This is a genomic window from Rhodococcus sp. PAMC28707 (assembly GCF_004795915.1).
Taxonomy (GTDB): Bacteria; Actinomycetota; Actinomycetes; order Mycobacteriales; family Mycobacteriaceae; genus Rhodococcoides.
Map to the genome: position 1 here is coordinate 79,986 of NZ_CP039253.1, position 22,177 is coordinate 102,162.

Sequence of the window (22,177 nt, forward strand, 5' to 3'; positions counted from 1 at the left end):
CTTCCGACCCATCAGGCAGGGTGGACTCGACACTTTGTTCCACTACGCCACACCATGGCACCCTTCAGACACACGATCACAGTATCCAGGAGCAGGCATTCCCATGAGAGACAGACGTTTGCGGTGGCGAACTCTCGCCGCGGTCGCGGCAACCTCGACGATCTTGTTGGCGGCCGGTTGTTCGGGTGACGGAGCCGACGAACCCGATCCGGTAAGCGTCGAACCCTTGGCCGGGGTCAGCTCTCCTGAAACCTCGACTACCCCAGCAGGAAGCATCACCGCGTCTCCATCCGGGATCCACTTCACCACTTTCGACAATGCCACGCGCAGCGTTCTCGCGCTCGACGATAGTTTTTCGAACCTGTTGGTGTTCGATACATCCGACAGCCGTGCCGAACCTCGAACGATAGCGCTAAAGGGCGAGGCAGCCGCCATAGTGGCGCCCGGGGACGGCACCGTCGTACTCCCGATGAACGGAAGCCTCACCCGCGTCGATATAGGTGACTCGAAGGTCACCTCGACGAAAGTCGAGGCGAATCTACTCAGTGCCGCTGTTCTCGAGGACGGCAGAACAGCTGTAGGAGATGATCGTGGTTCGGTTCATATTCTCGAGCAAGACGGGACCGAATCGCAGACCATAAATGGTTTGACCTCGGTCGACGCGCTCGCCTCGACCATGTACGGACTTACTGCTCTGGATCGCGATCAGACCTCGGTCACCGTCGTCGACATCGACAAAGGTTCACTCGGCATCGCTCTCCGCGCCGGTGAGGGCGCAGCCGAGCTGGCCACCGACCGGTTCGGACGAATCCTGGTGACGGATGCCACCGGAGAAGAACTGCTCGTGTTCTCCTCGGACGACTTGTTGTTGCGTCAGCGCTTTCCAGTCGATGCTCAGCCATGGGCAGTCACCTACGACAACCAGTCGGACGTCGTCTGGATCAGCGTGCCCGCCATCAACGAAGTTGTCGGATACACGCTCGACACGGGAATTCCTGTCGAGGTTTCCAGGTTCCCGACCGTAAGGCAGCCGGATTCCCTCGCAATCGACGCCGCGACGGGCGACTTGCTCGTGGGGTCGGCCGCCGGGGAAGGATTGCAGCGCATAGCGGTTGGCGACGGCCGGTAAAGGCAACGAGAGTCGAGGCGATAACCCACGGTGTCGAAGAATCGGTACGGGAGCGGACGCTTCCCGCGAGAGTGGGACTTGACGTCCGAGGAGTGGGAATACGTTCCACTCCGCCTGCCCCCAGATGTCACACGGGTGGCGGCCTCGATGAGGCTTGCCATTCAGGCCGAGTTCGGCGGTTGGGAACTCTCCCGCTTGCGCGTTTACACCGATGGAAGTCGGCGGGTGCTGCTCAAGCGAAAGAAAACTGCCCAGCACATACCCGATCCTGGAATATGAGACAAAGAACGAAGACGGAAAGAAGAACCGTGGGCCAGACCTTGTACAGCGCACTGCTTCGGTTGATGTTTTTGCTGCAGCCGGAGCGGATTCACCATCTCGCGTTCGCGACCATGCGCACGCTGACCTCCTTTGCTCCGACGAGGAAGCTTCTATCGCAGGTATTCGTGGTCGACGATCCACTACTTCGAAGCACAGTTTTCGGGGTGAACTTCCCCAGTCCGCTCGGTCTTGCTGCAGGCTTCGACAAGAACGCCGACGGCGTGGATGCCTGGGGGCCACTGGGCTTCGGGTTCGCCGAGGTAGGCACGGTCACCGCACAACCCCAGCCCGGTAATCCGACTCCCAGGCTCTTCCGGCTGCCTGCGGACCGCGCTCTGATCAACCGAATGGGCTTCAACAACCACGGCGCCGGCAACGCCGCCAACGTACTGAGGAACCGCCGAGGCGGTGTACCGATCGGCGCGAACATCGGGAAGACCAAGGTCACGCTCCCCGCCGACGCTGCTGCCGACTACACCACAAGCGCAACGCTTCTCGGGCCGCTGTCCGACTTCTTGGTGGTGAACGTCAGCTCACCGAACACACCGGGCTTGCGGGATCTTCAGGCTGTCGCGTCTCTACGTCCCATCCTCGAGGCGGTGCAAAGTGTCGTCACGGTTCCCATCCTGGTGAAGATCGCACCCGATCTGTCCGATGAGGACATAGACGCCATCGCCGACCTTGCTGTCGAGTTGGGACTGGACGGTATCGTCGCGACCAATACGACGATCGACAGGTCGGGGCTGTGCACTTCGGCCGAAGAAGTCGAGGCGGTCGGCGCCGGCGGATTGTCGGGGGCACCGTTGGCAGACCGCTCGCTCGTGGTTCTGCGAAGGCTGTACGCCCGAGTGGGGACACGCATTGCCCTCATCTCGGTCGGTGGGATCGAGTCGGTGGATCAAGCGTGGGAGCGCATCACCTCGGGCGCGTCACTGATCCAGGGTTACACCGGTTTCATCTACGGGGGCCCGTTCTGGATGCGTCGAATCAACAAAGGCATTGCCCTCCGATTGAGAGCGCACGGGTTTACGTCACTGTCGGACGCGGTCGGATCGGACCACCGCAGCAGCTGACACGGCGGACAGGGTCGTGACATGCGACGCTCCTGATGGCACGGACGTATCCGAGTGGGACAGTCACCGGTCGGGGCTTGGACGGTCTTTCTGCTACGCGTGCAACCATGCGTCAGCTCACGCGTCGAACGGCCTCGATCGGTGACCAAACGCCGCCGCGTGATCTGGTGAGCGGGTAGCAGCACAGTCCCAGAACCACCGCAGTGAAGTGACCGACCGCGGTGAAGTTCAAATCGACGGACAGCGGAACTGCATAGAAAACCAATACGCCAGCGATATACAAGTACCGCCAAGGGAGGGCGATCCGGTAGGTCAGTACCGCTATCACTCCTGCGAGTCCGTAGCTGACACCTACGTCGAGTGTGTCGACCGCCGACCCGGGTGTATAGCCGTGTCGGATCGCCCAGTACAGCACTCCTTCGCTCACATAGGTAGCGCCGACGTGGGCGACAACGACGACGGACAACCAGCGCAGGGTCCCCAGCCACCGCTCCGCCGGCACATGAAAAACGTTGTACAGGACAAAGTAGGTAAGCCATCCGCCACCCTCGAGCCAGAACGCGCTCGAGACCAGAACCCGAACCGGGTCTTGGGCAAGGTGATGCAGGTTGGTGGACCGATTGCCCAACAACACATCGAGAGTGTCCGGCGACAAATACCTCATCGTTACCGACGTCGCCAGCAGAATCGCTAGCCAGACGAAGGTGCCCGGCGCCCGGCGGACATAGAATCCGGCAGCACGCACATACCTCCGAGGGCGCGAGGAAACCGATCCATCCATCGACGGGCCTCGACTACTGCGTCAGCTCGAGCGGACGATCATCTGCGATCGGCGGAAACCTACGCTGAACGCTGTCGAACATAACGACTCCCATTCGCCGCCGGGTGAATGCTTCCGTGCGGTCGCACCGAACTCGGGACTACTCCCGACTACGCCAACCTTGCAGCCTCTGCAGGATCCGTCCTCACCCAGCAGGGATGAAGACTGACCGTCTCCATCCCTCGAGGGCCTCATCGAGCCTCGTACACACCCGTCAGGACGGCTCGTCCGATCGCGTGCGAAAACAGGTTGAAACCGAGAAACGCCGGCGTTGCTGTCTCGTCCACTTCCAGTCGCTCGACGTCGACCGCATGGACCACGAAGAAGTAGCGGTGCGGTCCATGACCCGCTGGAGGTGCCGCACCGATGTATCGAAACAGACCCGCATCGTTCTTCAACGTGACAGCAGCACCGGGCACACCCGTACCGCCGTCGTCACCGGCACCGACGACGAGCGAAGTCGTGTCGACTGGGATGTTCGCTACCGCCCAGTGCCAGAAACCCGAGGCCGTCGGTGCGTCCGGGTCGAAGACGGTGAGTGCGAAACTCTTGGTGCCCTCGGGGAACCCGGACCAGGACAGTTGCGGCGAATTGTCGTAGCCGCCGGCACCCATGATTCCACTCAACTGCTGGCTACCGAGAGTTCCACCGTCCTCCACATCCTCCGAGGTGAGTTCGAAGGAAGGCAGTGCGGGAAGTGCGTCGTAAGGGTTGTACGCCATCAAAAGATCCTTTCGATTCAGCTGTGAAGCAGAAAGTGTTCCAACACCTGTGTACCGAACTCCAGTGAACTCACCGGTACCCTTTCGTCCACGCCGTGAAACAGGGCTGCGAAGTCGAGCTCGGGCGGCAATTTCAGCGGCGCGAAGCCGAAGCATCGAATACCCAAGCGCGCGAAAGCCTTTGCATCCGTGCCACCAGACAGCATGTACGGAACCGTACGTCCGTTCTCGTCGTGTGCAAGTATCGCGTCGTTCATAGCGTCGACGAGGTGCCCGTCGAATGTCGTCTCGTAGGAGTCGAGCTTGGTAACCCACTCGCGTTCGACGTTGGGCCCGATCAGTTCGTCCACTTCCCGCTCGAACGCAGCCTGACGCCCGGGGACCACCCTGCAATCGATCATCGCCTCGGCGGTCTGCGGAATCACGTTCGCCTTGTATCCGGCCTGGAGCATCGTCGGGTTGGCGGTATCTCGCAGCGTCGCGCCCACGATCCGCGCGATGCTGCCGAGCTTGAGCAAAGTGCCGTCGAGATCCGGGCTCTTCGGGTCGAAATCGAGTCCGGTTTCCTCGGCCACCGCTGCGAGGAACTCAGCAACGGAATCGGAGATCACCAACGGGAATGTGTGGTTGCCGAGCTTGGCCACAGCTTCGGCCAGATAGGTCACCGCATTCTCTTCGTGCAGAAACGACCCGTGTCCGGCTCGCGCCTTCGCAGTCAGTTTCATCCAGCCGAGACCCTTCTCTGCCGTCTCGACCATGTACAGCCGCTTCTCGGTGCCGTCCGGCCTGGCGACGGTCAAAGAGAAACCCCCGACCTCGCCGACGGCTTCGGTGACACCCTCGAACAAGTCGGGACGATGCTCGACGAGCCACTGCGAGCCGTACTTGCCACCGTTCTCTTCGTCGGCAAGGAAGGCGAAAAGAATATTGCGTGGTGGAACAGTGCCGTTCGATTTGAATTGTCGCGCCAGCGCCAGCGCCATCCCGACCATGTCTTTCATATCGATCGCGCCGCGACCCCACACGTACCCGTCTTCGACAGCGCCGGAGAACGGATGCACGCTCCAGTCCGCAGGCTCTGCCGGGACGACGTCGAGATGCCCGTGGATCAACAAAGTGCCGCGGCTCTGGTCCGCACCCGGCAACATCGCGAATACATTCCCACGGCCGGGGGCACCGGATTCGACGTACTCGGTCTCGTAACCGACCTCGTGAAGTTTCTGCGCCACCCACTCGGCGCACTTCTTCTCACCCTTGGTCGTTTCGAGTTCGCCGGTGTTGGAGGTGTCGAATCTGATCAATGCGCTGACGAGGTCGACAACCTCGTCGAGCGCGGTCGTCGGGACAGGGTCGGGATGGGGATGATCGGCGGAAGACACCCCACGTTCCTACCACCCGGACCAGGGCTATGGGTGAACTGACGTGGGGATTTGGGCGATAGGCCACCCGTCGTATATCTTTGTCCAGCAAGCAGCGAGCAGGCGTGCGAACAAGATGTGTACACCGTGTCGCTGGTAATTGCAGTGCACAACTGGTCCGAGTGGCGGAATGGCAGACGCGCTAGCTTGAGGTGCTAGTGTCCTATTAACGGACGTGGGGGTTCAAGTCCCCCCTCGGACACCAGGGAATTGCACAAGATCTTGTGTATATGTTCCAGAAGTTCTGCGTTGAGACAGACGACATAGGCCCCGATTCCCCGGAATCGGGGCCTATGTCGTTTTCGCACGTAGCAAGGAGAGGAAGACGGATGGTCGACGGGGACACTGTTGTCGATTCGGAGATGCTCGGCTCGTCGCCCGAATGCTCGGGGATCGAGCCGGCCGATCTCGCAATCTGCCTTCGTGTCCTCGCCCAGGCTGGGTCGCTGGATAAGGAACATCCCGATTCGATTGTTGTGCAACGCGCCTCGGGGCAACTGTTCAAGGACCTGAAACGGGCACGCCGTGTCGCTGCACGTACGGCCAAGTCGGATGCGGATCGGGCAGTTGTCGAGGCGACCGCCACCGGGTCACCGGATCGTATCGACGACGAAACCGCGGGCATATCGCTGACCTCGCGGACCGAAACCGAATTCGCAGGTACGTTGATTCGCCCCCGGCCGTGCTACATCTGTAAACAGCGTTACACGCTGGTCGACTCGTTCTATCATCAGCTTTGCCCGGACTGCGCAGCGCTGAATCGGAGCAAACGTAATGCCACTACCGATCTGACCGGGCGCACCGCGCTTCTCACCGGTGGGCGAGCAAAGATCGGTATGTACATCGCGCTGCGACTGCTGCGGGACGGCGCGCATACGACGATCACGACGCGTTTCCCCAATGATGCCGTCCGCAGATTCGCGGCGATGCCGGACAGTGACAAGTGGCTCCACCGGCTCCGCATCGTCGGAATCGATCTGCGTGACCCGGCTCAGGTTGTCGCTCTTGCAGATTCGGTGGCCGCTCATGGACCGCTCGACATCCTGATCAACAACGCAGCTCAAACGGTCAAACGCTCGATAGGGGCATACAGTGCGCTCGCAGACGGCGAGTCGACGCCGCTGTCACTGGACTACATCCCAGCAGGATCCCGGCCGGAAGTGACGAAGTTCGGCACGACGAGTGACGCGCATCCCGCGTCGCTGGCGAGTTCGCTGCCGGAGACCGCCATAACGGCGGGCGGTCGTGAATCCCTCACCGCCGAGGCCGTCGCATCTCTTGCGCTGGTTGCGGGATCGGCGAGCGCCGATCGAATCGAGCAAGGTATCGCTATCGACGCCGGTGGACTCGTGCCGGACCTGGCAGATACGAACAGTTGGATACACACCGTCGAGCAAGTCGATCCGGTGGAACTGCTCGAAGTTCAGCTATGCAATTCGGTGGCACCGTTCATTCTGGTCTCCCGCCTGCGCGCAGCCATGGAAACCTCGACTGCACGCCGCAAGTACATCGTGAACGTCTCCGCGATGGAGGGACAGTTCGGTCGGGCGTACAAGGGTCCCGGACACCCGCACACCAACATGGCCAAGGCCGCGCTCAATATGCTCACCCGAACGAGCGCCAAGGAAATGCTCGATCACGGAATCCTGATGAGTGCCGTCGATACCGGTTGGATCACCGACGAACGACCCCACCCGACGAAGATGCGGTTGGCGGACGAAGGATTCCACGCGCCACTCGATCTTGTCGACGGTGCGGCGCGTGTCTACGACCCCATCGTGCAAGGCGAGTCGGGTATCGATCTGTACGGCCAGTTCCTCAAGGACTACGGCCCCTCACCCTGGTGATGTCGCGCCCTGGGCAGCAGCCGCCATGATCGGCCCTCGCACGTTTGTGCTGGGACACTCGAGGGAATACCGGTTTGCGAAGATCGGGTCTCGGGCGTGGTGACGGATAGGCGGTTGGGGTATGGGCGACGACGTCGAACAGCAGAAGTTCACCAGGCAGGACCGTCATCGGTTCCGACAGAAGGTTCAGGACTGCCTCGACGCACTCGCGACCATGCTCGCGGAGCAGACATTCGAGGTAGGACAGCCGCAAATAGGGATGGAGATCGAACTCAATCTCGTCGACGACGCCATGGCACCTGCGATGGCCAACGCGACCGTCCTCGACGCGATTGCCGACCCGGACTATCAGACGGAACTCGGCCAGTTCAACATCGAGATCAATGTCGAACCACGACCGTTGCGCGGCAGCAGCATCGAAGATCTCGAACGAGATCTTCGGACTTCGCTCAATGCTGCTGACGAGCGTGCACGGGCGTCGGGTAGCAGACTCGCGATGATCGGAATGCTGCCGACGTTGACCGAGAATCACTTCGAGCATCGCTGGTTGTCGGCGAACCCCAGGTACGACCTGCTCAACCAACAAATCTTTGCAGCTCGCGGCGAGGATATCGAACTCGATATCCTCGGGGTCCGACTACCCGGCGCGGATTCTGCCGAGAAGCTGTCGACAATCACGGACACGATCCTGCCCGAGGCGGCCTGCACGTCGGTGCAACTCCACCTACAGGTTGCCCCGGAGGGATTCGCCTCGCATTGGAATTCCGCGCAGGCGCTCGCCGGCGTACAGGTGGCTCTCGCGGCCAATTCACCGTTCCTTGCCGGCCGCGCACTGTGGCACGAGACGCGTATCCCGTTGTTCGAGCAGGCAACCGACACCAGGCCGAAGGAATTGGTGAATCAAGGAGTACGGCCGAGGGTCTGGTTCGGTGAACGATGGATTACCTCGATCTTCGACCTGTTCGAGGAGAACTCACGATACTTTCCAGCGCTGCTGCCCGTCTGCAGCGACGAGGATCCATTGGCAGCGTTGGCGGAAGGAGTGACACCAGACCTGTCCGAGTTGCGCATGCACAACGGAACCGTCTACCGCTGGAATCGGCCCATCTACGATCGCTCGTCCGGCGGTCACCACATTCGACTCGAGAACCGGGTGCTACCCGCCGGTCCGTCGATCGTGGACACGCTCGCCGATGCCGCCTTCTACTACGGGACCGTCCGCTCGCTCGCAGACGCCGATAGGCCACTGTGGTCGCAGATGTCGTTCGATGCAGCAGAAGAAAACTTGCATTCAGCCGCTAGAGGCGGATTCGATTCTCGGCTCTACTGGCCGGAAGTAGGCTCGGTGAGCCCACAGGAATTGGTCCTTCGACGGCTACTGCCGATGGCCGATGCCGGGCTCGCATCTTACGGCGTGGATGTCGCCGTGCGCGAGAAGTATCTCGGCATAATCGAGGGCCGCTGCTTGGCTCGACGTTCGGGCTCGGTCTGGCAACGCGAGGCGGTAGCGGCGCGCGAGCGTGCCGGAGAGGACCGAGAGTCCGCGTTGGCCGGGATGCTCGGTGACTACATGACGTTGATGAACGAAGGCGAACCGGTCCACACCTGGTCTTTCTGACCCGGTGGGGGCATAGGATCGGTTCATGATGTTCCGGGCGCTGGCCGACATCACGGTAGTGGCGCACCTCGCGTTCGTCGTGTATGTCGTCGCGGGCGGTTTTCTCGCATGGCGCTATCGACGCACGATCTGGCTGCACGGCGCCGCAGTGGCGTGGGGGTTCGTCTCGATAGTGATCGGCGTCGACTGCCCGCTGACCCAACTCGAAAGCTGGGCCCGAGTGCGCGGCGGCGAATCAGCGCTGCCGTCCACCGGTTTCATCGATTACTACCTCACCGGGGTCCTCTACCCCGAAAGCATGCTCGGCGTGATTCGGTTTGCGGCAATCTGCACCGTCGCCATCTCGTGGGCAGGATTTGCGGTGCTCCGATCGCGGAAGCGGCACTTCAGCGCGACCTGATCGAGGACGGTGGGCGTCGTCGACTCTTGCCGTGATCCACGTTACTGTCGAGTACATGACTTCGAGTGTTCCCGAACCCGCCGAGACTGCTGAAAAATCCCGCCGCTACGACATAGTCGTCTACGGCGCAACGGGCTTTGTCGGACGTCTTACTGCCGACTATCTGGCCCGCCACGCGCCGAAAGGCACGGTGGTAGCCCTAGCCGGCCGGTCCACTTCCCGTATCGAGGCGGTTCGGCGCTCTCTCCCCGCCGCTGCGGCGCAATGGCCCATCGTCGAGGCCGACGCTGCGGACGACGAGGCACTCCGCGCGCTCGCTGAATCCACTCGTGTCGTGCTCACTACCGTCGGCCCCTATGCCAAGTTCGGACTGCCGCTCGCTGCCGCATGCGCGGTCGCCGGCACCGACTACGTCGATCTCACCGGCGAAGTTCTCTTCGCTCGCCAAAGTATCGACAAAAACCACGAGATCGCCCAGAAGTCCGGCGCCCGCATCGTCCATTCCTGTGGATTCGACTCGATACCCTCCGATATCGGTGTCCACGTTCTGCACTCAGCAGTTGCCGCCGATGGCGCCGGCGAACTGACCGACACCACCCTCGTCGTCTCCTCCATGCGCGGCGGCGTCAGCGGCGGCACCGTCGACTCGCTTCGAACGCAACTCACCGCGATGAAGAAAGACGGCAAACTTCGCAGGCTTGCCGCTCGCCCCTATTCTCTGAGTCCGGACCGTAGCCGCGAGACAGACTTCGGTCGGCAACTCGATGCCCAGGTCGTCAACGGCACCCACATCTCCCCCAGCGTTCGAGGGTGGAAAGCGCCGTTCTTCATGGCGTCGTACAACACCCGCGTCGTCCGGCGAAGCAATGCTCTTCGAGATTGGGCTTACGGCAAGCAGTTTCGCTACCGTGAGGTGATGAACGTCGGCACCTCGTTCGCGTCTCCCGTCATTGCCGGCGCAGTCTCCGTCGGGCTCGGCGCCGCATTGGTAGGAATGACCGTTCTGCCCGGCAAACTTCTCGACCGCATCTTGCCCGAGCCAGGCAAGGGTCCGAGCACCCAGGCCCAGGAGAACGGTCACTTCACGGTGGACGTGTACACGACCACGACGTCCGGTGCTCGATACCGCTCGCGAGTGAAGGCCGACGGCGATCCAGGCTACAAGGCCACCGCGGTGATGCTCAGCGAGTCAGCGCTCGCTCTTGTCCACAACCGGGACAGCCTGCCCGAGGCTGCTGGAGTACTCACTCCGGCAACGGGCATCGGTGATGCACTGGTAACTCGCCTCAAGAATGCGGGCCTGGAAATCTGGGCTCGCAAGGAGTGACCGGAGCCGACGGGTTCGATGCCCACACCGATCTCGTGCGAGCGTACGAGAAATCGGTGGGGGTGTCCGGCGCCTACAGCGAGTTCGTGACGGCGCCGTGGGGCGATCGACTGTCGGCTGTATTGCCGGTACGCGCACTCGCATCCGGTGCTGTCGCAGCGTTCGCGTCATCGGTGGATCGGTATCGGCGAAGCGTGGGACTCGATACCACTGCGTGGAAACTCAGCCCCGATCGCATTTCCGCGTCCTTCAGCGGTGACCGCATGTATCGAGAAGGCGGTAAGCCGATACACGCCTTTGCCGAACTCTCCGGGTTCTTCGAATGCGCGGACGGCTGGGTGCGCACGCACGCCAACTATCCGCACCATCGACGTGCGCTGTTGCGGGCGATCGGCCTCGACGAAACAGCAACAGTCGACCTAGCTCGCACGCGCATCGGATCGCTCGACAGCGACATCATCGAGCGCAGATGCGCACGCGCCGGTGCGATAGCGGTCCGGGTCCGCACCGAGCAGGAGTGGGCCGAACACGAGGTAGGGGCAGCAATTTCCTCCGAGCCTCTCGTTCGATCCAGTCTTCGATCCGATGCAGCACCGCGCTCCGATTCCGCGGCGACACAACAATATCCACTACGCGGACTTCGGGTACTCGACTCGACCCGCGTGATTGCAGGACCCGTTGCATCGCGCGCGCTTGCGCTTCTCGGCGCGAGTGTGCTGCGCATCGACCCACCCGACCTACCCGAGATCGGGTGGCAACACATGGAAAACGGCCAAGGCAAACGTAGCGCGCTACTCGACATGAAAACTGCCGAAGGATTGAATACGGCGCGACAATTGTGCGCCCAGTCCGATGTCTTTCTCTCAGGCTACCGACCGGGCGCCATCGAGAACCTCGGCTTCCTACCCAGCTCGTTTCGGCCGGGGATCGTGTGTGGATCGGTGTCGGCCTGGGGGCACGGTGCTCGGCAGAACAGTGCATGGCTCCAGCGTGGCTTCGACAGCATCGTCCAGGCCGCGAGCGGGATAGCGGTGATCGAGGGATCCGAGAAAGATCCTGGCGCCTTGCCCGCGCAGGCACTCGATCATGCCAGTGGTTACCTTCTGGCCGCGGGTATCGTGGATGCACTCACCGCAACACGCACGTCGGAATCAGGCTGCGATGTATCGGTGTCACTGGCGCGAACCGCGTCCTGGTTCACCTCGGCAAGAGGTCGGACCGAACACCCCGAAGCTGCGTCCTTACCCGGACCGGACTCCACCGTCACGCATGGATCCACGACGACCGCATTGCCTGCGCTCGCGGACTACAGCGACTACCCGTTTCCAGCACACCCGCTCGGTTCGCACGCCCCGAGCTTCGACGACGACCGAGGACCTACTTCCGCATGACTACTCCGCTGATCGTCGACGTCGACACCGGAATCGACGACTCCTTGGCTCTTCTCTACCTGTTGGCCAGCCCCGAGGCCGAGATCCTGTCGATCGCATCCACCGCGGGCAACGTCTCGGTGAACCAGGTGGCTGCAAACAACCTGGCGTGGCTCGACCTGTGCAAAGCAACCGACATCGAGGTGACGCTGGGTGCACAGGTGCCGCTGGTATCCCCGCTCATGACAACCGAAGAAACGCACGGCCCACGCGGAGTCGGGTACGCCGAGCTTCCGGTTTCCGATCGCTCACTGTCGAATCGTGATGCAGCAACTGCCTGGGTGGAACTGGTACGCGAACGTCCAGGCGAGATCGTCGGATTGGTCACCGGGCCGTTGACCAATCTCGCACAGGCTGTTCGAATCGATCCAGACCTTCCGCGCTTGTTGAAGCGACTCGTGTTGATGGGTGGGGCTTTTCAGCACCCCGGTAACACGACACCGACAAGCGAATGGAATATCGCAGTCGATCCGGAGGCAGCATCGGAAGTGTTCGCGGCATTCTCCGGCCTTCCAGAGGCACGTCTTCCCATCGTGTGTCCACTCGACATCACCGAAACCATCGAAATGCTCCCCCACCACATCGCGCGTTTGGCCGAACGCGCGGGAAGTACACCGCGCGAGATCATTTCGGAGACAGATGGATCCGACATCAGATCCACCGCGTCCAACGCGGTCGTGCGCCACTTTTCCGATGCAGTCCGCTTCTACATGGAGTTTCATCGCGATCACGACCAAGGATTCCTGGCGCACATGCACGATCCGTTCGTCGCTGCCGTAGCACTGAATCCCGCGATCGTGACTCTGCGAACAGCCACCGTGGATATCGAACTGGACGGAACCCTCACCCGCGGAACAACGGTTGCGGACTGGAGGGGAATGTGGGGCCGTCCGCTCAACGCAGCCATCGCATCGACGACAGACCCGGAAGCCTTCTTCGACGACCTGATCGACCGCATCGGAGCGATGGCCGCACGCCTGTACCCCTGAGCTACCGATTCCTCGGCACGGTCAGGGGTACAGGATGTTCACGGTCGAACTACGTCCACGAGGGCGGCGCGGCAGCATCGAAGGTGTCGAGCAACTCCTGAGCTGCCAATGCCGCGGTCAAAGACCCGTCGCGAACACGCTCTTCGACCCCGACGCGAATAGCTTTCACCGCAGGATTCTGTGCGATTCGGCGCAGCATCTGATCGTTGACCATCGTCCACATCCAGTCGACCTGCTGGCGTCGACGCTTTTCGGCGAATTCACCGGCGTCGGTGAGCACCTGTCGATGCCTCAGAACGGTGTTCCAGAATTCGTCGAGCCCGGTCCCCTCGATCGCGCTGATAGTGAGAACCGGTGGCTTCCAGATCGCATCGTGCGGATAGATCATCCGAAGCGCGCCTGCCAACTCCCTGGCCGCGCTCTTGGCCTCCATGATGTGTTTGCCGTCGGCCTTGTTCACAGCCACCAGATCGGCCAGCTCGAGGACGCCTTTCTTGATGCCCTGCAACTGATCTCCAGTCCGGGCGAGAGTCAAGAACGCGAAGCAGTCCACCATGTTGGCAACCGACACCTCCGACTGCCCTACCCCGACTGTTTCGACGAGGATGACGTCGAATCCAGCAGCCTCGAGTAGAACAATGGTCTCGCGGGTAGCTCGCGTCACTCCCCCGAGAGTGCCCGACGTCGGCGAGGGCCGAATGTAGGCATCCTTCTCCACCGACAACCGAGCCATCCGGGTCTTGTCGCCCAGAATCGACCCACCTGTACGGGTAGACGAGGGATCGACGGCCAAGACCGCGACCCGATGACCCTGTTCGATCAACCGCATGCCGAGTGCGTCGATGAACGTCGACTTCCCTACCCCCGGTACTCCAGTGATGCCGACGCGATGTGCGCCACCGGCTTTGGGCAGCAGTTGCAGAAGCAGTTGCTGTGCAAGGTCGCGATGATCCGCTCGCGTCGACTCGACCAACGTGATCGCCCGAGCAAGCCCGGAACGATCGTTGGCGAGGACCGACTTCGCCACCGCGTCGATATCGATATTCAGCGGCGTTCTGATCGAGCTACTCATGTGAGTACGTCGCGATCACGCCGTCGCCTCGTGCGGCTCCGGCCCGTTTCCGTGACCGAGCTGTTCCGAGATCTTCTGGACAAGTCCGATCGCGGCGTCGGCGATGACCGTCCCCGGCGGGAAGATCGCGGCAGCGCCTGCGGCATACAACTCCTCGAAGTCGCCGGGCGGGATGACGCCACCGACGACGATCATGATGTCGGGCCGATCGACTGCCGCAAGTGCTTCCCTGAGTGCAGGCACCAACGTCAAATGGCCGGCTGCGAGCGAGGACACACCGACGACGTGTACGTCGTTGTCGGCCGCCTGCCGAGCAACCTCTTCAGGAGTCTGGAACAGCGGTCCGACGTCGACGTCGAATCCGATGTCGGCGAACGCGGTCGCAATGACCTTCTGACCACGATCGTGGCCGTCCTGGCCCATCTTGCACACCAGAACGCGGGGACGTCGACCTTCGTCCTCGGAGAACTTCTCCACCAACTCTGTCGCCCTGATCAGGTTCTCGGACTTTCCTGCTTCGTCGCGGTACACACCACTGATTGTCCGGATTTCGGCCTGGTGCCGCCCGTAAACCTTCTCGAGTGCGTCGGAAATCTCTCCGACCGTAGCCATCTTGCGGGCAGCGTCGATCGCCAGATTCAGCAGGTTGTTTTCCATACCGGGCTCGTCGGACGCCGCTGCACGCGTCAGGTTCGCCAGCGCTGCCTCCACCTCTTCGGTGTTTCTTTCCGCACGCAGGCGCTCGAGTTTGTCGATCTGTTCTTTGCGGACCTTCGAGTTCTCGACCTTGAGAACCTCGATGGTGTCGGGCTCATCCGGCACGTACTTGTTGACGCCGACGAGCGGCTGGCGACCGGAGTCGATACGAGCCTGGGTTCGTGCAGCTGCTTCCTCGATCCGCAACTTCGGAATGCCTTCGCCGATGGCCTGCGCCATTCCGCCTGCGGCTTCGACCTCGGCGATGTGTGCCCGTGCGCGGTTCGCGAGCTGGTGAGTGAGCCATTCGACGTAGTGAGAGCCGCCCCACGGGTCGATCGGTCGTACCGTGTTCGACTCCTGCTGAATCAGCAACTGCGTGTTACGGGCGATTCGAGCGGAGAAGTCGGTAGGCAGCGCCAATGCTTCGTCGAGTGCGTTGGTGTGTAGCGACTGCGTGTGCCCCTGGGTTGCGGCCATCGCCTCCACACACGTGCGTGCGACGTTGTTGAACACGTCCTGGGCAGTCAGAGACCACCCTGAGGTCTGCGAATGTGTACGCAGCGACAACGATTTGGCGCTCTTCGGCTCGAATTTCGCCACCAACTCTGCCCACAGCAACCGGCCTGCACGCAGCTTGGCAACCTCCATGAAGAAGTTCATCCCGATGGCCCAGAAGAAGGAAAGTCGAGGCGCGAACGTATCGATGTCCATTCCCGCGGCCAGTCCTGCGCGGATGTACTCGACGCCGTCGGCAAGGGTGTACGCCAATTCGAGATCGGCTGTCGCACCGGCTTCTTGGATGTGATAGCCCGAGATCGAGATCGAGTTGTACTTCGGCATGTTCGCACTCGAATACGCGAAGATGTCCGAGATGATCCGCATCGACGGTTTCGGCGGATAGATATAGGTGTTACGGACCATGAACTCTTTGAGGATGTCGTTCTGAATGGTCCCGGCAAGTTTCTCCGGCCCGACGCCCTGCTCCTCGGCCGCAGCGACGTACAGCGCGAGGATGGGCAGCACGGCACCGTTCATCGTCATCGATACCGAGACGCTGCCGAGATCGATACCGTCGAACAACTGCCGCATATCGTAGATCGAATCGATCGCTACACCGGCCATACCCACATCGCCTTGCACGCGCGGATGATCCGAGTCGTACCCGCGGTGGGTCGCCAGATCGAACGCAACCGACAGACCCTTCTGACCAGCCGCGAGATTTCGCCGATAGAACGCATTCGATTCCGCTGCAGTGGAGAATCCGGCGTACTGACGAATCGTCCAAGGCTGGTTGACGTACATCGTCGGGTAGGGCCCACGAATGAACGGTGGCGTGCCCGGATAGCTGTCGAGCGGGTAGCCCTCGGCTTCGGCGGCATCGCGATCGGCCTTGGTGAACACAGGCTTGACGTCGATGCCTTCGGGAGTGGACCACACAACCTGCTCAGCGGTGTAGTTATTGGCCTTCGCACCCGCCGCAATGTGCTCCGACGCTTCTTCGGCAGTGGGCGCGGACGGGGTCGGCGACTGCGGATCCTTCAGTGGAACATCGGCAAAACTACCGACGACATGAGTTACCCGTGGTTCGGCTTCGTTGGTGGTCATTTCTCAGGCCCCCAGATTGGTGAGGAGATCGGACAGAACTGCGATGGCATCGACCTTGGCGGTCAAGAAATCGTCCGGCCGACCTTGGCCGGTGATATCGGTGAACAGCTTTTCGGGCCCGGCGAGAAGTACCCGTTCGATTCCAGCCGCGCGGAGCGCGCTCACCGCGGACGAGGCCTCGTCGGTGTATCGCTTGTCGGTGCCGCACACGACCGCGATACGAGCGCCCGCCGTGCGTACGGCTTCGGCGATACTCGACTCGGTCAACGGTCCTGGATTCTGCGACTCGATTCCGCCCGAAGCCAATAGGTTCGCAGCGAAAGTCGTTCGTACATTGTGCTCGGCTACCGACCCGAGCGGCACGAGCAGCGCCAGTGGCCGCGCATCGTGCTCGGCGAGATATGCATCCGAGCGGTCACGTAGAGCTTCGAACGCAGCTCCGTACCGGGCAACCCGCGGCGCTGTACCCGCCTGCTTCGGGCCTACCGACGGAAGCGGAGCCTCAGCGAGGTTGGGGAACTCGTTGACACCCGTGAGCGGCGTCCGGCGATGAGCGACATCGGAATCACGAGCGGCTTTGGTCTCCTCGATGGACGACGAGAGCGTCCCGGACTCGAGTGCAGCACGATAGCCACCGTCGGCTTCGATCTTCTGGGTGAAAGCCCATGCCTTCTCGGCGATGTCATCGGTGAGCTGCTCGATGTACCAAGAGCCGGCACCCGGGTCGAGAACGCGTCCGAGATGAGACTCCTCGAGGAGCAGCAGCTGCGTATTTCTTGCGATTCGCGCCGCGAAAGTCTTCGAAACCCCGGCGGCTCCCCCCTCCAGCGCCACATCGAACGGAAGGACAGTGATCGCGTCGGCTCCGCCGATACCCGCACCGAAGGCCGCCAACGTGGTGCGAAGCATGTTGACCCATGGATCGCGCTGCGACATCATCGCTTCGGATGTGACCGCGTGTTGCGGAGCGCCGCCGGCGTCGGGCGCACCGGACACCTGTGCGACGCGTGACCACAACACGCGTGCCGCGCGGAACTTCGCGATCGTCTGGAACTGGTCGTCGGTCGCTGCAAAGCGAAACTCCAGTTGCCCGAGGGCATCTCCGATCGAAAGTCCACTCGACGTCAGTGCACGGAGATATTCGAGTCCGGCAGCAACCGATGCGCCGAGTTCCTGTGCGTCGCCGGCTCCGGCGTTGTGGAACACGGTGCCGTCGACGGTGATCGCGCGAACGGTCTCGGCGCGGGCAGCCGACTGTGCGGCCAGGTCCACGAGCGTCCGAAGTTCGGGTCCGGTAGCCCCTGAGAACTGCGAGGTGAGAGTGGCACCACCCAACCGAATGTCCACCGCTTCCGGATTCTCGGCGGTGGTCCGGTCCAGCATTTCGAACACTGCGTGTGCGGCTGCTTCGGTAGCGTTGCCGGCGTCCACGACCAACGGTGCGAGATCGAGCAGGACGCCGTCGACTGCTTCGGCGATCGAAGCTACCGGCAGATCACTGTCGCCGACGCGGAGCCAGAGTGCGCTCACACCGTTGTTCAGCCCGTCCAGTATCGACCGGTTGACCTTCGCTGCGTCCGACTCCCCGACACCGAACCTGGCACTGACCTTCCACCCAGCGTTGACGTCACGGGCCGCATCCCGTCCACGTACGAAGGGGAACACCCCGGGGAGTGTGTTCTCGGGGTGCTCGTCACGAGGACCGTAGAGAGGCGAGATCGTCACCCCGTCGTAGGTCGTCGTCTCGAGGAGACGCTCAGGATCCTCGGGCAGATCTGCGACGTCGACTCTGCGCGACTTCGCCAGAACTCCGGCAACTGCCTTCTGCCAGGCTGCATACGCAGTGCGTGAGGCGTCTTCTTGTGAAGCAATGGGCACGATGACTGCTCCCTCAACTCGATCGACGAGAGTCGGTCGACAATAGCGACTTTTGCGATGTGAAAACCGATCTCTCCGACAGTATCGTGAGGATCACCTCATGTTCGAATCGGAGGTCGTTTGGTCGCGGCGCTAAACGCTTCGACGCAGGTAGGCTCGTTGATCGTGACGAGGCGATTGCGAGACCCACGGTTGATCGGCATCGTGGTTCTTCTCGCAACTCTGGCAGCGGCAGCGGTATCGGCACCTCATCTGTCGGCAGATCAGCTTCGGCACTGGGCGCTGTCGATCGGGCCCGTCTTTCCGCTCGTGTTCTTTCTCGTCCACGCGATCGTGACCATTCCGCCTGTGCCGCGAACACTGTTCACTCTCACTGCCGGAGTTCTGTTCGGCCCGATCACCGGCATCGCTGTCGCGGTGGGTGCGTCGACCCTCAGTGCCGTTCTTGCACTGTTACTCGTTCGGATAATCGGTCGGGAGTGGTTCGCCGCGAGGATGACACATCCTGCCGTTCGCGCGATCGACGACAGTCTGATTCGGCGCGGATGGCTGGCGGTGGGATCTCTCCGGTTGATCGCGCCGGTTCCGTTTTCGGTCGTCAACTACTGCTGTGGAGTTTCTTCGATTCGACTCGTACCGTTCGCTGTGGCCACTGCGGTAGGCATGGTGCCGGGAACGGTGGGCATCGTCGTCCTCGGTGACGCTATCGGCGGACACACGAATCCGCTGCTGCTCGCGCTCTCCGGTGTGTGTATTGCTGCCGGGGTGATCGGCCTCTACATCGATTGGCGTCTGTCGGCGTCGTCTCGGCTTCGAAGGCGAATTCCGAAACCCACAAGTAAACTCTTGTAGCTTTACTTCGTCTAATCAAGCCTTATTCGTTGACTAGGAAAAATCAACCCTCTAGACTTGACGTATGTTCGTTATGACAGTGGATCAACGTCGAAGTCGACGCGATGTCGACAGAGTCGAATCAGTGCTGGAACTAACTCGCCACGCTCCCCTTCTTCGAGGTTTCGAACGTACGGCAGGCGATGAAATCCAGGCAGTGGCAACCGACGCGCACACTGTCGTGGACCTCGCGCTCACACTGGTCAGACTGGGAACGTGGAGCGTCGGCATCGGCATCGGACAGGTCGAAGAGCCACTGCCCGACACGACACGGGCAGGGCGGGGCCCAGCTTTCGAGGCAGCGCGTGACGCGGTCACCCGTGCCAAGAACGCGCCCGCTGCCGTCGCCGTCACGGCTGCGAATCCAAATCTCGTTACGCCATGCCGAGATGCCGAGACCGCATTGACGCTGATCGCACTACTCATCACCGATAGAACAGAACAAGGGCATGAGGCGACAGACCTGATGGCCCGCGGCCATACGCAAAAAAGCGCGGCGGAGACTCTCCGGATCACCAAGCAGGCCATGTCTCAACGGTTGTCGGTAGCTCGGTGGAGTATCGAGGCGAGCGGACGCGCCCTCGCCGAGCGACTACTCACCGAACTCGACGTCACCACCGAAAACCACTGAATCTCCGGTCCGATCGAGTGCTCTCGGCAACACTGCACGGAATACATAGGGGGAATTCATGATCGCGGTGACTCTGATACTTCTGGGGCTGTCGGCAACAGCCTCTGTCTTCCAGGCGAGAGCCTCGGTTCCGCGTTGGGCGCCTGCCGCACTATCTCTCACGTTGTTGGTATCGGCGGCAGCGGTCGGGACGACCACCGATCCGGCCCGAGGATTCGCCCTGGCCGCTACCTACGTCGTCACCGTTCTGGCGGCCGTGGCGGGTGGGTCGCCGATAGTCGCCGAAGTCTTCCGCTTGGCGCGACGAGACGGGACACCGAACCCGGACACGCCCGTAGAACCACTACACGGCGGGCGCACAATCGGAATGCTCGAGCGCACTGCGGTCGCGGCATCCATTCTGGCCGGATGGCCCGAGGGAATCGCAATCGTTCTGGCGGTGAAAGGTCTTGCCCGATATCCCGAGCTACAAGGATCCCAGGCGTCCGCGGCGTCCGAGCAGTTCATCATCGGAACCTTCACCAGCGTCATGTGGGCGGTTGCCGTCTGTGGCGTCGGACAGGCACTCGCCACCTGAACTGTGGGCAGATACACCTCATCCCTCGGCCGTCACAAAGTGACGTGCCGAGGGATGATTCGAGCCTGATGAGTCTGGGCGGGCCTAGTTCGGCTCTGCCGGCGGAGCCGTATCGGACTGCGGTGCAGCAAGTTGTCCGACTTCCGTGCCCTTGGTCAGACTGGGGTCAGGCGCCAACGAGGTATCGACCGGCGTCCGGGCAACCGCCTCGGCCGCAGCGACCGCCTGGGCCACTGCGGGATCCGTTTTCGTTTCGAACCACTCGGCAACCTCGTCGGAATCGTCTGCAGCCTTGGGCTCGTCGCCGCTACTCGAGCTCGGCTCGTAACGGAAAACGCCGTCCTCGCCTGGTGTCCCGAGAGTCTTGGCGAAACCTTTCAACGCATCGCCGAAGTCGCTCGGGATCATCCAGACCTTGTTGGCGTCGCCCTGCGCCATCTGGGGAAGGGTCTGCATGTACTGGTAGGCAAGTAGTTCCGGAGTCGGCTTTCCCGCCTTGATGGCCGCAAATACCTTCTCGATTGCTTTTGCCTGACCTTGAGCCTGCAGATACTTCGCGGCCCTGTCACCTTCTGCCCGCAGAATGCGAGACTGACGCTCACCTTCAGCTGTGAGGATCGAGGCCTGTTTGCCGCCCTCGGCAGCAAGAATACGGCTCTGCTTGTCGCCCTCCGCGGTCTTGATCGCGGACTCGCGATGGCCTTCTGCCGTAAGAATGGTGGCCCGCTTCTCGCGGTCCGCCTTCATCTGCTTCTCCATCGACTCTTGGATCGACGGAGGTGGATCGATACTCTTCAGTTCCACGCGTGCGACCCGCAGTCCCCATCGACCTGTCGCCTCGTCGAGAACGACGCGCAGTTGGCCGTTGATCTGATCACGAGACGTCAGAGTTTCTTCCAGCGTCATGCCACCGACGACGTTACGCAGCGTCGTAGTGGTCAACTGCTCGACACCCACGATGTAATTGTTGATTTCATAGACCGCGGACTGCGGATTGGTCACCTGGAAATACACAACGGTGTCGATCGAAACCGTCAGGTTGTCCTTGGTGATCACCGGTTGCGGCGGGAACGACACGACGCGCTCTCGCAGGTCCACCTTCGCTCGAATCCGGTCGACGAACGGTACGAGGAAGGTCAGCTGCCCGGAAACGGTGCGAACATAACGCCCGAGCCTCTCGATAACTGCGGCCTCGGCCTGCGGAATAATCGATACGGATTTGGCCACGAGTATGACGACGAGTAGAACGATGACGCCGAGAACGATCAATGCTGCCATTAACTACGGTCCCCTCCACACGACGGCAGTAGCGCCGTCTATCTCCATCACGGTCACAGTCACTCCCGGTGCGTAGACCTCGGATTCGTCGAGAGGACGCGCAGTCCACACCTCGCCGCCGAGCTTTACCTGACCCTCGTGTGCCGAAACCTGTTCGAGCACGATCGCACTCTTTCCCGACAACGCAGCTGCATTCGTGGCGAGCGCAGGCGGAGCGGCGAAGCGTCGCAACAGCATCGGCCGCACACCCAGAACCAGCACCAAGGACACGAGTCCGAACACGACGGCATCGGCCCACACCGGGAAGTCCGTGACGGCCGAAATGCCGGCGGTGGCAAGAGCACCACCGGCGATCATGAGCAGAAAGAAATCTCCCGTCAGCGCCTCGGCTGCCGCGAGTGCGATTCCTGCGATGAACCAAATTATCGCCGCCACAACTTCCATCTAACCAG

Annotated in this window: 20 protein-coding genes and 1 tRNA gene; 13 read left to right on the plus strand and 8 right to left on the minus strand. The window is 61.8% G+C overall.

The window, feature by feature from the left end; all coding sequences use genetic code 11:
* Nucleotides 1-103: 103 nt before the first annotated feature.
* Genes E5720_RS00305 through E5720_RS00315 form a run of 3 tightly spaced genes read left to right on the plus strand, consistent with a single transcriptional unit; the run spans nucleotide 104 to nucleotide 2,523 of the window.
* Nucleotides 104-1,129: a hypothetical protein gene (locus E5720_RS00305; protein WP_136169019.1), complete on the plus strand. Its 1,026-nt coding sequence runs from the start codon at nucleotides 104-106 to the stop codon at nucleotides 1,127-1,129.
* Nucleotides 1,130-1,159: 30 nt separating this feature from the next.
* Nucleotides 1,160-1,408: a DUF5703 family protein gene (locus E5720_RS00310; RefSeq protein WP_136169020.1), complete on the plus strand. Its 249-nt coding sequence runs from the start codon at nucleotides 1,160-1,162 to the stop codon at nucleotides 1,406-1,408.
* A 41-nt stretch (nucleotides 1,409-1,449) separates the two neighbouring features.
* Entirely contained in the window at nucleotides 1,450-2,523 is a 1,074-nt protein-coding gene (locus tag E5720_RS00315; RefSeq protein ID WP_136172320.1) for a quinone-dependent dihydroorotate dehydrogenase, read from the plus strand.
* 112 nt (nucleotides 2,524-2,635) lie between these two features.
* Here E5720_RS00315 and E5720_RS00320 read toward each other — a convergent pair whose 3' ends face one another.
* From E5720_RS00320 to E5720_RS00330, 3 genes are all read right to left on the minus strand, one after another.
* Nucleotides 2,636-3,304 carry a rhomboid-like protein gene (locus tag E5720_RS00320; protein ID WP_136169021.1) on the minus strand — a complete coding sequence of 223 codons (669 nt, stop codon included), beginning with the start codon at nucleotides 3,302-3,304 and terminating at the stop codon, nucleotides 2,636-2,638.
* Between the two features lie 230 nt (nucleotides 3,305-3,534).
* Nucleotides 3,535-4,065 (minus strand): YbhB/YbcL family Raf kinase inhibitor-like protein, encoded by a 531-nt coding sequence (locus E5720_RS00325; RefSeq protein ID WP_136169022.1) that lies wholly within the window; start codon nucleotides 4,063-4,065, stop codon nucleotides 3,535-3,537.
* Between the two features lie 17 nt (nucleotides 4,066-4,082).
* Nucleotides 4,083-5,444 (minus strand): M20/M25/M40 family metallo-hydrolase, encoded by a 1,362-nt coding sequence (locus E5720_RS00330; RefSeq protein WP_136169023.1) that lies wholly within the window; start codon nucleotides 5,442-5,444, stop codon nucleotides 4,083-4,085.
* Nucleotides 5,445-5,599: 155 nt separating this feature from the next.
* Between E5720_RS00330 and E5720_RS00335 the strand changes: the two genes are divergently transcribed.
* The 7 genes from E5720_RS00335 (at nucleotide 5,600) to E5720_RS00365 (ending at nucleotide 13,094) form a co-directional block, all read left to right on the plus strand.
* Nucleotides 5,600-5,688: transfer RNA gene (locus E5720_RS00335), tRNA-Leu, on the plus strand.
* Between the two features lie 124 nt (nucleotides 5,689-5,812).
* Nucleotides 5,813-7,330 carry an SDR family NAD(P)-dependent oxidoreductase gene (locus E5720_RS00340; protein ID WP_247596108.1) on the plus strand — a complete coding sequence of 506 codons (1,518 nt, stop codon included), beginning with the start codon at nucleotides 5,813-5,815 and terminating at the stop codon, nucleotides 7,328-7,330.
* A 121-nt stretch (nucleotides 7,331-7,451) separates the two neighbouring features.
* Nucleotides 7,452-8,948: a glutamate-cysteine ligase family protein gene (locus tag E5720_RS00345; protein ID WP_136169025.1), complete on the plus strand. Its 1,497-nt coding sequence runs from the start codon at nucleotides 7,452-7,454 to the stop codon at nucleotides 8,946-8,948.
* A 25-nt stretch (nucleotides 8,949-8,973) separates the two neighbouring features.
* Complete coding sequence (locus E5720_RS00350; protein WP_136169026.1) at nucleotides 8,974-9,348, plus strand: DUF2784 domain-containing protein; 375 nt, start codon at nucleotides 8,974-8,976, stop codon at nucleotides 9,346-9,348.
* 55 nt (nucleotides 9,349-9,403) lie between these two features.
* The gene (locus E5720_RS00355; RefSeq protein ID WP_136169027.1) at nucleotides 9,404-10,675 is read left to right on the plus strand and encodes a saccharopine dehydrogenase NADP-binding domain-containing protein; all 1,272 of its coding nucleotides are present in this window, start codon (nucleotides 9,404-9,406) and stop codon (nucleotides 10,673-10,675) included.
* Nucleotides 10,672-12,066 carry a CoA transferase gene (locus E5720_RS00360; RefSeq protein ID WP_247596109.1) on the plus strand — a complete coding sequence of 465 codons (1,395 nt, stop codon included), beginning with the start codon at nucleotides 10,672-10,674 and terminating at the stop codon, nucleotides 12,064-12,066. The genes E5720_RS00355 and E5720_RS00360 overlap by 4 nt, the downstream gene beginning before the upstream one ends.
* Nucleotides 12,063-13,094, plus strand: coding sequence for a nucleoside hydrolase (locus E5720_RS00365; RefSeq protein WP_136169028.1), 1,032 nt, complete (start codon nucleotides 12,063-12,065; stop codon nucleotides 13,092-13,094). Before E5720_RS00360 ends, E5720_RS00365 begins: the two co-directional genes overlap by 4 nt.
* A gap of 49 nt (nucleotides 13,095-13,143) precedes the next feature.
* Here E5720_RS00365 and meaB read toward each other — a convergent pair whose 3' ends face one another.
* From meaB to mutA, 3 genes are read right to left on the minus strand one after another with little or no spacing between them, the layout of a single operon-like run.
* On the minus strand, nucleotides 13,144-14,166 hold the full coding sequence (meaB, locus tag E5720_RS00370) for a methylmalonyl Co-A mutase-associated GTPase MeaB (RefSeq protein WP_136169029.1): 1,023 nt from the start codon (nucleotides 14,164-14,166) through the stop codon (nucleotides 13,144-13,146).
* Nucleotides 14,167-14,181: 15 nt separating this feature from the next.
* Nucleotides 14,182-16,470: a methylmalonyl-CoA mutase gene (gene scpA / locus E5720_RS00375; RefSeq protein ID WP_136169030.1), complete on the minus strand. Its 2,289-nt coding sequence runs from the start codon at nucleotides 16,468-16,470 to the stop codon at nucleotides 14,182-14,184.
* Nucleotides 16,471-16,473: 3 nt separating this feature from the next.
* Complete coding sequence (mutA, locus tag E5720_RS00380; RefSeq protein ID WP_136169031.1) at nucleotides 16,474-18,348, minus strand: methylmalonyl-CoA mutase small subunit; 1,875 nt, start codon at nucleotides 18,346-18,348, stop codon at nucleotides 16,474-16,476.
* A 165-nt stretch (nucleotides 18,349-18,513) separates the two neighbouring features.
* On the opposite strand from mutA, the gene E5720_RS00385 reads away from it, so the two are divergent.
* The 3 genes from E5720_RS00385 to E5720_RS00395 all read left to right on the plus strand — a co-directional run bounded on the left by E5720_RS00385 (nucleotide 18,514) and on the right by E5720_RS00395 (nucleotide 20,447).
* Nucleotides 18,514-19,200 carry a TVP38/TMEM64 family protein gene (locus tag E5720_RS00385; RefSeq protein WP_136169032.1) on the plus strand — a complete coding sequence of 229 codons (687 nt, stop codon included), beginning with the start codon at nucleotides 18,514-18,516 and terminating at the stop codon, nucleotides 19,198-19,200.
* Nucleotides 19,201-19,264: 64 nt separating this feature from the next.
* Nucleotides 19,265-19,870, plus strand: coding sequence for a hypothetical protein (locus E5720_RS00390; protein ID WP_136169033.1), 606 nt, complete (start codon nucleotides 19,265-19,267; stop codon nucleotides 19,868-19,870).
* A 58-nt stretch (nucleotides 19,871-19,928) separates the two neighbouring features.
* Nucleotides 19,929-20,447, plus strand: coding sequence for a hypothetical protein (locus E5720_RS00395; RefSeq protein WP_136169034.1), 519 nt, complete (start codon nucleotides 19,929-19,931; stop codon nucleotides 20,445-20,447).
* Nucleotides 20,448-20,531: 84 nt separating this feature from the next.
* Here E5720_RS00395 and E5720_RS00400 read toward each other — a convergent pair whose 3' ends face one another.
* Together E5720_RS00400 and E5720_RS00405 are read right to left on the minus strand one after the other, a co-directional pair.
* Entirely contained in the window at nucleotides 20,532-21,725 is a 1,194-nt protein-coding gene (locus tag E5720_RS00400; protein ID WP_136169035.1) for an SPFH domain-containing protein, read from the minus strand.
* A gap of 3 nt (nucleotides 21,726-21,728) precedes the next feature.
* Nucleotides 21,729-22,160 (minus strand): NfeD family protein, encoded by a 432-nt coding sequence (locus tag E5720_RS00405; protein ID WP_136172322.1) that lies wholly within the window; start codon nucleotides 22,158-22,160, stop codon nucleotides 21,729-21,731.
* Nucleotides 22,161-22,177 lie beyond the last annotated feature (17 nt).